Genomic DNA, 12,516 nt, shown 5'->3' with positions numbered 1-12,516 from the left:
ATGAATATTGTCGTAACAGGCGCTAAAGGTTTTATTGGTAGTAATCTATGTGTCCGTTTAGAGGAGTTGGGGTACACTGACTTTGCTCGGGTTGATAAGGAAACCTCCCGCGAGGAATTAACATCTTATCTTGCTACTGCTGACTTTGTTTTTCACTTGGCGGGCATTAATCGCCCGAAGAATGAAAGCGAGTTTCAGGTTGGTAATGCTGACTTAACAATGTTTATTGTTTCAGAGCTTGAAAGGGCGGGCAATAACGCAGCCATTATGTTGAGCTCTTCAATTCAGGCTGAGCGAGATAATGCTTACGGTGTTAGTAAGCTTCAAGCTGAGAAAGCTATTGAAGCCTATTCGCAGCGGGCAGGGGCATGTCATTATCTTTATCGTTTTCCAAATGTTTTTGGTAAATGGTGTAGGCCCAATTACAACTCTTTTGTTGCGACCTTTTGCTACAATATTGCGAATAATCTTGAGATCTCCATTAATGACCCTTCCGCTATCGTAAGCTTGGTTTATGTCGATGATGTCTGTAATGACCTCGTTGCTCTCTTAGGTAGTGGCACCGATTCTGGAACGCGTTCAGTTCAACCGGAGTATTCCTCAACTGTTGGCGAGGTTGCTGACTTGCTTTATAGTTTTAAAGAGAGCCGTGACTCACTTATTACTGAGCGTGTAGGCAAGGGGCTAACTAGAGCGTTATATTCTACTTATTTGAGCTATTTCACTCCTAAGCAATTTAGTTATAGTATTCCAAGTTATGGCGATGAGCGCGGCGTTTTTTGTGAAATGCTTAAAACTAAGGATGCGGGTCAATTTTCTTTCTTTACTGCTCATTCTGGAGTTACCAGAGGTGGCCATTATCATCATAGTAAGAATGAGAAGTTTCTTGTGATTAGAGGGCGAGCCCTATTTAAGTTTGAGCATGTTGTTACTGGTGAGCGCTATGAGCTTACGGTAACCTCCGATTCCCCCCAAATTGTTGAAACTGTTCCCGGTTGGTCGCACGATATTACGAATATTGGCGACGATGAGCTTTTTGTGATGTTATGGGCAAATGAAATTTTCGATAGAGATGTGCCAGATACTTTTGTGAGACCCCTTTAAATGAAAAAGTTAAAAGTAATGACGGTTGTGGGAACGCGACCTGAGATCATTCGTCTTTCGCGTGTGCTAGCCAAACTGGATGAGCATTGTGAACACATTTTGGTGCATACCGGTCAAAACTATGATTTTGAACTCAATGAAGTTTTTTTTGTTGATTTGGGTGTGAGAAAACCAGACTACTTTCTAAATGCCGCAGGTAAGAATGCAGCAGAAACAATCGGGCAGGTTATTATCAAAGTTGATGAAGTACTTGCTGACGTTCAGCCAGAAGCTATGTTGGTCTTAGGCGATACAAATTCATGTCTCGCTGCTATCCCAGCAAAACGACGGAAAGTACCAATATTCCACATGGAGGCCGGAAATCGTTGTTTTGACCAGAGGGTTCCAGAAGAGACCAACCGTAAGATAGTTGATCATACGGCTGATATTAATTTAACGTATAGCACTATTGCTCGTGACTATTTGTTGGCGGAAGGTTTACCTTCTGATCGGGTGATTAAAACGGGTAGCCCGATGTTTGAGGTTCTGCATCACTATATGTCACAGATCGATGGCTCTGATGTATTAGCTCGTTTGGGTCTTAAAAAGGGTAACTTTTTCGTCGTGAGTGCTCACCGCGAAGAGAATGTCGATTCTCCTAAACAGCTTTTAAAACTGGCAGAGACGTTAAATACTGTTGCCGAATATTATGATTGTCCGGTTATTGTATCCACTCATCCTCGCACTCGTAATCGCATTGAGGCGCAGGGGATAGAATTTCACTCCAATATTCAGTTATTAAAGCCGCTTGGTTTCCATGACTACAACCACTTGCAGAAAAATGCGAAGGCGGTTTTGTCTGATAGTGGCACTATTAACGAAGAATCTTCTATTATGAATTTTCCAGCGTTGAATTTAAGGGAGGCTCATGAGAGGCCAGAAGGTATGGAGGAGGCATTTGTTATGATGGTTGGCTTGGAAGCGCAGAGAGTTATGCAGGCTTTGCAGGTTTTGGATTCGCAGCCAAGCGGTGATACGCGCCTGCTGCGGCCTGTTTATGACTATAGCATGCCTAATGTGTCTGACAAACTTGTTCGGATCATTCATTCCTACACCGACTATGTTAAGCGTGTTGTTTGGAAAGAGTATTAATGCGTTTAGCTTTGGTGATAGATGATTATTTGCCTTATAGCACTCGTGTTGGAGCAAAGATGTTTCACGAATTCGCGTTGGAACTTTTAAATGATGGTCATCACGTAACGGTAATTACGCCAGGTATAGAGCAAAGAGAATCGCTAGTTGTTGATGATATTGAAGGAGTTTCAGTTTGGCGATTCAGCTCCGCTCCAATTAAGGATGTTGGTAAAGTTGTCAGAGCCATTAATGAAACGTTGCTTTCGTTCAGAGCGTGGTCTGCGGTACGAAGTAGAGTAAAAAAAGATACATTTGATGGGGTTGTATATTACTCGCCATCGATCTTCTTTGGAGGATTGGTGATGAAATTAAAGAGGCGTTGCAATTGTAATTCTTACCTTGTCTTACGTGATCTGTTTCCGCAATGGGTTATCGATTCTGGGCTTGTCCGTTCTGGTTCTCTGGTTGAGAAGTACTTTCGTTATTTTGAAAACCTTTCTTACCGTCAAGCTGATGCGATTGGTTTGATGTCCCAAAATAATTTGGATGTTTTCGAGACATGTACTGAATCGCTATTTTCAGCGCATGTTTTGCGTAATTGGGCGTCTCTTACGCCACATGTTGCTAGACCAAAAAGAATAACAACTAGAGAAAAGCTTAACCTAAAAGATAAAGTGATTTTTTTCTATGGTGGAAATATTGGTCATGCGCAAGATATGACGAACCTTATGCGGTTGGCAAAGGGCATGCAACCTTATCCGAATGCCCACTTTCTTTTTGTTGGGCAAGGTGATGAAGTTGGGTTGATTCATGAGCTGGCTGATAAATGGGAGTTAACAAATTTTTCTTATCTTCCTTCTGTTACACAAGATGAGTTTAAAGAGATTCTTTCAGACGTTGATGTTGGATTATTTTCTCTTTCAGAAAAACATACGGCTCATAATTTTCCGGGTAAACTGTTGGGGTATATGGTTCAAAGCCTTCCTATTTTGGGGAGTGTGAACCCTGGGAATGATCTTGAAGAGCTAGTTAATAATAGTTCAGCAGGACGTATTCATGTAAACGGTAAAGATGACGATTTGCTGGGGTCTGCTATTGAACTATATAATGACAAGCCAGTTAGAGATGGGCTTGGAAAAGCTGCGTTTGAATTGTTGGAAAGGGAGTTTTCAGTAGCTAGGGCGGTTCAAACGGTTTGTCATTATCTAAGGGTAAAATAAATTGAAAGTATTTGACACCTCTTTTTTTCAGGAATTATTTGAGCAGGCTGAGCAATCCGCTAGAAAGAGAGCTCACTTAAATATCCATAGTAGTCATCAGGAAAAAGTTCAGCGTTTGTTTATAGCTTTAGTAAAAGGGAGTTACGTAGAGCCTCACTTCCATGAGCTCGACCATCAATGGGAAGCTTTCTCTGTATTAAGGGGGGTTATAGAGGTTAAGTTGTATCGCTTCGATGGTGAAGTATTGAGCCAGTTTTTGGTAGGGGAGGGGCAAGAGGCATATTCTATAGAGTTTCAGCCCAACGATATTCACAGTGTTGAATGTGTCACTGAAAGGGCTTTGATGCTGGAAGTAAAAGAAGGGCCGTTTAACCCTATTTTTGCAAAATCTTTTCCTCATTGGAGAGATAAATAGGAGAGCTATGGTCGGCACCAGTTCAACCAAACAGTACGTCAACCCAATGATGCATAACCTTTTTATCCGCAGCGTGTAATGTTGGGGGGGGATTACAGGGCAATATTAGAAACGTGTTGTAGCGGTGTATGTTGTAATTTTCTTTAGAGGCACTGAACGCGCGTTGAGATAGTGTTGCGAGAGTGGATATTGCTTTGAAGCCTTGAAGCCTTGAAGCCTTGAAGCCTTGAAGCCTTGAAGCCTTGAAGCCTTGAAGCATCGAAAGCATCGAAAGTGTCGAAAGCTTTTACTTATTTTCGTATCGGCCTTTACGTGTACCCCGTTCTAACAGTCTTAGCGGCTTTGTGAGCGTATCCGGTTTATTTTCCCGCAGGGGTTATTTCAGATAGAATGGCCATCGCTAAAAAGTTAACGGATAACGGGTTACCGAATATGAAAATTGCAGTTGCGGGTACGGGGTATGTGGGGCTGTCTAATGCGGTGTTGCTGTCTCAGCATCACGAAGTGGTGGCGTTAGATCTCATCCCAGAAAAGGTAGCGCTTATTAATAATAAGCGCTCACCAATAGTGGATACAGAAATAGAAGATTTTCTTGCAAATAAAACGCTAAATTTACGCGCTACACTCGATAAAAACGACGCTTTCGAAGGCGCAGAGTTCGTTATTATCGCCACACCTACCGATTACGATGTGGAAACGAACTATTTTAATACGAATTCGGTGGAGTCCGTTATTCGTGATGTTTTAGCCATAAACCCTACGGCTACTATGGTGGTGAAATCTACGGTACCGGTTGGTTTCATTCAGGGGATAAAAGAGACATTTTCTACCGATAACGTTATGTTCTCACCAGAATTTTTACGAGAAGGGCGTGCACTCTACGATAACCTCTACCCTTCTCGTATTATTGTGGGCGAGCGTTCTGCTAGAGCGGAGGTATTTGCAGGGCTGTTGGCTGAGGGTGCGATTAAAGAGAATGTCGATATTCTTTATACTCACGCCACCGAAGCAGAGGCGATTAAGTTATTTTCGAATACTTTTTTGGCCATGCGCGTAGCGTATTTTAATGAGCTAGACACGTACGCTGAGGCGCACGGTATGGATACCAAGCAAATTATCGATGGTGTGTGTTTAGACCCGCGTATAGGTAGCCATTACAATAATCCTTCCTTTGGTTATGGTGGGTATTGTTTACCTAAAGATACTAAACAGTTGCTAGCGAACTATAGCGAAGTACCCAATAACCTCATTCGCGCAATTGTTGACGCGAACCAAACCCGTAAAGATTTTATTGCCGATTCCATTATCGCAAAACAGCCGAAAACGGTGGGTGTTTACCGTTTGATAATGAAAGCGGGCTCGGATAACTTTCGTGCATCGTCGGTTCAAGGGGTTATGAAGCGTATTAAGGCGAAGGGCATTGAGGTGATCGTTCACGAGCCTGTGTTAAGCGAGGCTGAATTCTTTAACTCAGCGGTAGTAAACGACTTAAATGAGTTTAAGTTGCGTTGTGATGTGATTATCGCTAACCGTATGGTTGACGATATTCGCGATGTTGCCGATAAGGTGTATACCCGCGATCTGTTTAATAGCGATTAAGTTAAAGGGTTAATTCCTTAGCATTTTAACCCTTGCGTATGCTGTTCGTTTTTCGGTGTTGCAACCTCATGCTAATGAGGTTGCAACTCGTTTCTCTTCTATTGGTGTAGGCCTCGTTTGCGGGGGCTACCTATTCTTCTTTGCTGTTGCCCCGTTACCACCAAGCGTCAGTGCTTCTTAGGCGCCACCAAGGCTGTTACTCTCCAGCCAGTGTCGGCTCTCCGTTTAGGCCGCTAATGCGTTCTCCGAGCTTACGGGCGGCCAGATAATTGCCCTGTGGTGAAAGGTGGCCGTAGCCAATAAACATGCTGTTGGGGTTTAGTTGAACCATCTGTGCTTCGCTATAGAGATCGATAAGCGCGATACCGTGTTGGCGTAAGTAAGTGAGAACCGTTTTGTATTCTAAGCTTAGGTGTGTATTGCGGTAGTCTTCTTCCAGTGGCTTGGTTATCACGTAGAACTCTCCGCCGTTTGCTTCTACGGTATCGCGCGTAAGCGCTATTAAGTTAAGCGTATGCCGCACTTTTGCGGCGCGGCTGCTTAGCAATGGCCCCGGTTCTTTTTCTAGGCAACCTACATGCTTTTCAATGGCTGCGAGAGGGTCTCCCGAAGCGTTTCCGAACAGGTTAAGCAGTGCGCCGTTAAGGCTGCGATGCTTAAAATAACGTGCAATGTTGGATTCGCCAAGATCAACCGTTAAGGCGGAGATTTGAATCGGTTTAATTGAGAGGTTAAATTTATTTTCGATAATATGATTGATATTATCGGCTGGCCAGCCGCTTGCTCGTCTAGGGGGAATGTTAGATACGCAGAGTTTGCCGTTGGGCTTTTCATAGAAGTACGGTTTCTCTACCCCCCAAGCTTCTTTCTCTGTTGACTCCCAGACATCGTTGTCGGCAAAAAAGGTGAACACAACAACATCTGGGTCGTAATTTAAACCTTCGGTTATGAGGCGTAAGTAGGATTGGTCTACCCCGTAACCGGTGGCGCCAAAATTAAGCACTTCCACAGTACCAGCGCGTAGCTCTTTATTTAAAACACGGCTGGTGAGTTCGGGAATAGTCTCTCCGTCATTAACGGCCCAGCCCCATGTTTGAGAGTCGCCAATAAACGCAATACGTTTAACGTTGTCGGGCTTTTTAAAGGGGAGTTCGGGGCCGCGCAAGCCCCTACTGTTGTGTGTAATGGTTTTGCCTAAAAAGGTTTTGCTTACATTGGGTATGCCTGCATACCCATATACGGGGTGGTACTGAAAAAAGTCTAACCGTTCTTGGTTGGGTTGCCCTTGGAATGTGGCGATATCGGGCGGTGTTACGGGGTTATACCGGTTGAGAAAATAAAAAATGATTTCGGCGATGAGCAAGGTTACTAATAACGATACGCAAAATAGCAGAGTGTTGGATAAAACATTTTTACAGGCCTGACCAGTAGCAATACCTGCTTGGCGTATAGAAAACGATTGTAGCGACATTTTTATTCTCCATTATTATATTGTCACAAAATTCGGCGTTAAGCCTAGTTTTTACCTCGACTTCCTTTATCGATGTTGTTCTTTTCTATTGTTTAAAAGGTTTGTTTTTGGAGGGGAATTTTTACGTGAAAAGCAGCTGCCAGAATAATAGTAGGTAAATAAACGATTGAAAAGTAGGGGTGAACGCTAAAAGTAGTCTATTTCGTTATATAAAATATGGTTATTTATTCTAGGATATTGTTGTTCTGACAATATGCCGAGCGATGAGCAATTTTCACGACATAAATGTATAGGTAAAGAGGTTAGTGAGAGCTAGTTGGTGGACGACCCGGCAAAATTTTGGTTATTGTTTTGTGCCGAGTTGCTGGAGAGGTTGTAGCTAAGTGTGATGTTGAGTATTGGTTGGGTGTTGGGTAAGGTTTACTGTGTTGTTACTTTTGCTGCGCACTGTTTTATTATCGGGTTAACTGTTCTGGAATATTTGAGGTGAGGCGTGGCGGGTATAAACGGGTGAATGTAGCGGTGGCACTTTCTTCAGGCTTTAGGCGAAAAAAAACCGCAGGTTTAAACCTGCGGTTTTTTAAAATTTGGCTCCGCCTGCTGGGCTCGAACCAGCGACCTAATGATTAACAGTCATTTGCTCTACCAACTGAGCTAAGGCGGAATTGTCTAATGGGTTGTAGCCCGAAAGAGCGCGTATATTACTGGCGCGTTCTTTATGTGTCAACCCCAAATAAAGAAATTTAACTCTTTGATTTTATTGGGGTTTAATTGGTAGGACCAGGCGGATTCGAACCGCCGACCTCTACCATGTCAAGGTAGCGCTCTAACCAACTGAGCTATGGTCCTATCGTCTATCACGGCATAGCCTTTACTGCAGGACTATCACCGAAGAGAGGGCGCGTATTTTATAGGTTTTTCCCTGAAGCGCAATCTGTTTTAACGGTTATATTGCAGTAATCGCGCCACTGTAGGTGGCGGGAGGGGGGAGTGTTAATGGGCTTGGTTAAACGTTGCACAATTACAAAAGGCGCTACAGGAGCGCCTTTTGTGTTGGGGGTAGGCCGAGACTAAGTACAACGCTAGCCATTACGGCACTATGGCTAACTCAGCAAAGCTACAGGGAGCCAATAGCGGCAACACCCAGTGCGGCTTGGTACATCATCTGTGTGACGCTGCTCCAGACGGTAAGCTTGTCTACTCGGTCGGTATCAATTGGTACTATCACGGTGTCGCCTGGGTCTAGTTTTTGGCTTTTGGAGCGAAACCATGCCGACTGGCTCGGGAGAAATACGCGGCCATTGGCTTTAACAATGTAAATACGTTTTTTGTCGGCATTGAATTTAGTGCCGCCAGAGCGATCGATATAATCTTTTACCGTCAGTCTAGTGTCGAAGAAGTGCGAGGTAGGGAATTGCACTTCTCCGACTACGGTAATGGAGGGTTTAAAGCGAGGTATGGTAAGTGTGTCGCCATCTTCTAGTTGAAAGTCGTAGGTGGTTGGGGTTGCCATAATGGAGGGTAAGTCGATAACCATACGGCCCAACGCTTGAACGCCGTCTATATTGTCGAGTATTTGTTTGGTTTCCTCTAAATCAACACCGCCTTTCTTTAGTGCGCTTTCTTGCAAATTGTTGGCGGCAATATCGGCGGCAATCACATCTTTAAGGTCGTTTAGGCGCTCTTGCTCTAGGCGCCGGAGGTCTTCACGGGAGAATATCGCACCTTCGGGGTAAGCGTGGGGGGTCATGCCGCCAGCACGGTGCAATACGTCCATTAGGGTTTCGCCCGGAAGAATAGAGTAGTCGCCAGGGTGTACGACTTCGCCAGCAAGGGTAACCGATTCTTTTTGGTGCCAAAGGGGTACTTGTTTAAGGCGAAGCGAATCGCCAGCTTGCAAAATGGGGTCATCAATTTTAAGGTTTAAATCGATATGCATGACAACGGTGGAGCGTACTTCGTTGAGGTCGTATCGGGTAATTTCGGCCTCGGTGCCTTGCGCGCTTTCGGTTAGGCCGCCGGCTAGGTTTATGGCGTCTGACGTTACCATGTGTTGAGTAAGCGGGTATAGCCCAGGGAAGCGAACGCTACCTTGAATATTAATCAGTTGAGCCCGTTCTGTGATATTGGCTTGAGTTTCTAAGCGTTGTATAACCGTTTTGAGCAGTGGGCTTCTGTCTGATTGATAGTCAAATAGCGTAATGGTATCGCGCGACTCTAATAGCGGGTTGTGTTCGCTGTTGGGGTTTTCAAAAGCGAGCCTAGGGGAGAAGGTAATGACACGAACTTTGCGCGTGGATTTTTCTTCTCGCTGAATAAGGGCGATATCGATATCGGGGTTGGGTAGTAGGTCGTCGACGGTGTTCACCACATCGGTAAAGCGAATTTGAGGTTTCCATGCAAAGCCGCCTGGCCGCTTAACATAGCCATCGAGTTTTACGATGTCTCGCATGGTGTCTAGCGTTGAAAATATTTGGATCACATCGGCGTCGTTAACGCTAAAGTTTTTGCCTTTCTGAGTAGATAAATCTAAGTTTACGAGCGTTTTTTCGCCACTTTTGGTTAGGATACGTTCTATGCGCGAGGCGGGTAGGTAGGCGGTGGGCAGTAGACCGCCGGCTAACGTAATCACACTGGCCACGCTGGTTTCAGTGCGAAGCTCGTAGATTGCAGGGCGTTTTACATCGCCGGCAACGCCTGCAGTTTTTCCTATGGGGGGTACAAAAAGAACGTCGCCGGGCAGTAAGCGCGAATCTTTGCTGGTGTCGCCATTTAAGAGTAGGTCGTATAAATCCAAGGTGGTAATAATTTCGCCACGACGTTTAAGTTGAATGTTGCGTAACGAACCAATTTTGGTAATACCGCCAGACGCAAATATGGCGTTGGTCATGGTTGAAAGAGAGCCTACAACGTAGGAGCCAGGCACATTCACATCACCTAGTACAAATATGCGAATAGTGCGTAAGGCGCCCATAGAGACCGAACTCTTTACGCCGATCATTTGCTGGCTTACCACTTCTTCAATTTTTTCTGATACGCGCTCAAAGCTCATGCCGGCTAATGTAACAGGCCCAATATTGGGAAACATTACTTGCCCGTCGCGATCTAGCGTTAGGCTATGGGTGGTGTTTTCTTTGCCGTACAGTTGTATAACCAGGTTGTCGCCGGGGCCCATAATGTAATTAGCGGGAATAGGTATATCGGTAGATGGTGCAAAACTATCGGCACCGAAACGGAATATGTCGTAGCCGAAAAGCTCCAGTTCTTCCTTAAGCGTTTCTCTTTCGCTGTCTTCGTTAAGGCTAAGGGAGTCCACGGCTTCTTGGGCGGTTTCTTCTAGATCGGAGGTGCCGCTATCACGCAGGTGGCGATTACCGGAAACGGCGCTTTGCGTGGGGGCCGCGTTAGGGGTTGCGCCGCTGTTGCCGAGCAGGCCTGCATAGTCGCTTAAATTAATGCCCATTGAGGCTGCGAGCGCTTGTTGTTGCGCGGGCGACATTTGCTTGAATTGTTCAATTTGTGCAGCGGAAGGTGTTGCTGCAAGGGTTGGCGAGACCATAAACGGTATTAAGAGTAATGCTGCACAGGTTGAACTGAGGAGGGCATTAAGTCTTGAGCGATAAAGCGATCGATTAATCATAAGACGCGTATTCAATTCCTGGTTTTGTTTTCGGTTAAAGCGCGATGGTATCTTTGCCGTTTATTAAGGCTGTTTAAAATTCAAAGTGGATCTGTAGGTGCCCGCCGGTGGAAATCTCTTTACCAGAAAAATACAGCGATTCACTGTAATGCTGAAGGCCAATATCTAGTTGTAACTGGTTGCTGAGCGGCAGCTTATAAATAAATTCTAGGTGTTGGAGATCTATAGTGTTTTTGCCATACGGGTGGCCCGCCGGAGGATCAAGCACGATATTATCAGTGTTTAATTGGCTGCTGCCTAGTCGCCAATTGAATTGATGACCAAAGTCGAAGAAATGATGGCCTTGTAGCGTGGTGGCGCTGGAGGCTGAATCGATGGGGGTCGCAATCGATTTTTTGTAATGGCGATAGCCGCTATTATAGTCTTCATTGTCGTATATTGAGTGGCCGTCGTTTTCGGTTGTATGGTATTCAGCGGATATTCGGCTGCTGACATTAGCGATGAGAGCGCTAACTTCTACCCCGTAAAGTGCGGCCTGAAGTGTTTGATTGCTGTCGTGTGTTTGGGCAATTTGATGGTACAGCGCTAATTGGGTGGCACCCATTGCATGGCCTAGTCGCCAATCGATACTGTCGAGTGCGTAGTGTTTCTTGCGTTTCTCTTGCGTTCCAAGCGTTGCGTTGGGGGCTGTGTCGAGTGCTGCGCTGTCGGCGTCTAGGGTACTATCGATGAGCGTTGGGTTATCGCCACCACTCATTTGGGTTGTGCTTACACCTATTTCCAAAAAAGTGAACGGTTTGACCGTAAAGCGGGCACCGTTAAGTTTGGCCCCCTTTCGGTAGCGGTCGTCCTGAAGTTCGCTCACAAAAACGTTTAAATCCCAATTCGGCAGCCATGCAGTATGAGCATTAGTGGAAGAGGTGTCTTTTCGGTGAACAAATAAACTGGGAGCCGGTCGAGCATTGTTGCCCAGTATCATGCTGGCTTGCCAGCCGGGGCCCCACCACCGTTCAATAGCGCCTACGCCGAGCGCCCAGTTGCCTACGGTTGTGGCAAGGTAAGTGCCATCATAATAACGAGGGTTTGAGCGAATAGGGTCGGTGTTATCGGGGTCTGCAGAGTAGTTTGTTTTCAGTTGGCCAGCAAAATGGCTTGAGGTAAAGTTGCCGGTGAAAGAAGCATAAGAGCCATCTTTTGCGGTATCAGCAAAGTGTGTAAGCCCTGCTGCAGAATGGCTGTTAGCGTGTAAAGTAATGCTGGCATTGCTGCGCATGGCTTTCTCTAGCGCGTGTTGTAGATACCGGTAAGACCAAAGTTCGGAATCGTTTAACTGCTCTATTTTTACCGCATCCAGCCCTTGTTTTATGCCGCTCCACATTACCGGCCAGCTAGTGAGTGGAATCGTCAGTTTTTGCGTGTCGGATAAAATTTGCAGGTGGTGTCGGGTGCGATCATCGCCTGTGTTTACCCACGGTTCGGCATGGGTCGCGGGCGTTAACGTGGCTATGGCACACAGCAAAGTAGAAATGGTGTGGGCGCGCAGCGTTTTAATCTTTGCGCTGGCAACTTTTTCTTGTGTGCATGCTGCCTTGTGCATTTATCCCCTTTAGGCTTCGTGTGAAGGAAGCGTCCTATAAATAATAGCTGTAGCGATCGCTGACAGAGCGTGTACATAAAACAAACGACACGATTGTGGTGCCCATGTGAAGGGTTGTAGCGTGCCGTTAAAGTAGCTGCATGTTAAGGGCTTTTAGTTTTCAGTCAATGGCTGAGCGTTACATTGCCGTTTAAAAAGGGCGTAAAAGGGGCGTAATAGAGGCTGAACGGTTTAAGGTGTTGCGAAGAGCGTTTATTCGAGCGAGTTATTTGACGGTCTACTCGCTTAGGTTTAAGGGCTATTAAATAAACCAAAGGTTTCCTCTCTTCACCTTCCTCTATATAATTCCGCGCCTAA

Annotated in this window: 8 protein-coding genes and 2 tRNA genes; 5 read left to right on the top strand and 5 right to left on the bottom strand. The window is 45.5% G+C overall.

The features are described from left to right. The 5 genes from wbjC to H5647_RS17490 all read left to right on the top strand — a co-directional run bounded on the left by wbjC (position 1) and on the right by H5647_RS17490 (position 5,451). Complete coding sequence (gene wbjC, locus H5647_RS17510; RefSeq protein WP_045860372.1) at positions 1-1,104, top strand: UDP-2-acetamido-2,6-beta-L-arabino-hexul-4-ose reductase; 1,104 nt, start codon at positions 1-3, stop codon at positions 1,102-1,104. Continuing rightward, entirely contained in the window at positions 1,105-2,235 is a 1,131-nt protein-coding gene (gene wecB, locus H5647_RS17505; RefSeq protein ID WP_045860371.1) for a non-hydrolyzing UDP-N-acetylglucosamine 2-epimerase, read from the top strand. Continuing rightward, positions 2,220-3,437, top strand: coding sequence for a glycosyltransferase family 4 protein (locus H5647_RS17500; protein WP_200911601.1), 1,218 nt, complete (start codon positions 2,220-2,222; stop codon positions 3,435-3,437). The genes wecB and H5647_RS17500 overlap by 16 nt, the downstream gene beginning before the upstream one ends. A 1-nt stretch (position 3,438) precedes the next feature. Then, on the top strand, positions 3,439-3,852 hold the full coding sequence (locus H5647_RS17495; RefSeq protein ID WP_045860369.1) for a WbuC family cupin fold metalloprotein: 414 nt from the start codon (positions 3,439-3,441) through the stop codon (positions 3,850-3,852). Between the two features lie 432 nt (positions 3,853-4,284). After that, the gene (locus tag H5647_RS17490; protein ID WP_045861499.1) at positions 4,285-5,451 is read left to right on the top strand and encodes a nucleotide sugar dehydrogenase; all 1,167 of its coding nucleotides are present in this window, start codon (positions 4,285-4,287) and stop codon (positions 5,449-5,451) included. Between the two features lie 196 nt (positions 5,452-5,647). On the opposite strand, the gene H5647_RS17485 is transcribed toward H5647_RS17490, so the two are convergent. The 5 genes from H5647_RS17485 to H5647_RS17465 all read right to left on the bottom strand — a co-directional run bounded on the left by H5647_RS17485 (position 5,648) and on the right by H5647_RS17465 (position 12,159). Continuing rightward, entirely contained in the window at positions 5,648-6,922 is a 1,275-nt protein-coding gene (locus H5647_RS17485) for an SGNH/GDSL hydrolase family protein (protein ID WP_045860368.1), read from the bottom strand. 588 nt (positions 6,923-7,510) lie between these two features. Then, a tRNA-Asn gene (locus H5647_RS17480) sits at positions 7,511-7,586 on the bottom strand. 108 nt (positions 7,587-7,694) lie between these two features. Continuing rightward, a tRNA-Val gene (locus H5647_RS17475) sits at positions 7,695-7,771 on the bottom strand. A 268-nt stretch (positions 7,772-8,039) separates the two neighbouring features. After that, positions 8,040-10,562, bottom strand: a complete 2,523-nt coding sequence (locus H5647_RS17470) for an SLBB domain-containing protein (RefSeq protein ID WP_082087103.1) — start codon at positions 10,560-10,562, stop codon at positions 8,040-8,042. Positions 10,563-10,635: 73 nt separating this feature from the next. After that, entirely contained in the window at positions 10,636-12,159 is a 1,524-nt protein-coding gene (locus H5647_RS17465; RefSeq protein ID WP_045860367.1) for a capsule assembly Wzi family protein, read from the bottom strand. Positions 12,160-12,516: the final 357 nt, after the last annotated feature.

The sequence above is a fragment of the Teredinibacter purpureus genome (assembly GCF_014217335.1).
GTDB classification, from domain to species: Bacteria; Pseudomonadota; Gammaproteobacteria; order Pseudomonadales; family Cellvibrionaceae; genus Teredinibacter; species Teredinibacter purpureus.
This window is presented reverse-complemented; position numbering and strand designations above follow the sequence as displayed.

Coding starts and splice junctions, on each gene's coding strand:
- wbjC (WP_045860372.1), top strand. CDS start 1: ATGAATATTGTCGTAACAGGCGCTAAAGGTTTTATTGGTAGTAATCTA.
- wecB (WP_045860371.1), top strand. CDS start 1,105: ATGAAAAAGTTAAAAGTAATGACGGTTGTGGGAACGCGACCTGAGATC.
- H5647_RS17490 (WP_045861499.1), top strand. CDS start 4,285: ATGAAAATTGCAGTTGCGGGTACGGGGTATGTGGGGCTGTCTAATGCG.
- H5647_RS17485 (WP_045860368.1), bottom strand. CDS start 6,922: ATGTCGCTACAATCGTTTTCTATACGCCAAGCAGGTATTGCTACTGGT.
- H5647_RS17470 (WP_082087103.1), bottom strand. CDS start 10,562: ATGATTAATCGATCGCTTTATCGCTCAAGACTTAATGCCCTCCTCAGT.
- H5647_RS17465 (WP_045860367.1), bottom strand. CDS start 12,159: ATGCACAAGGCAGCATGCACACAAGAAAAAGTTGCCAGCGCAAAGATT.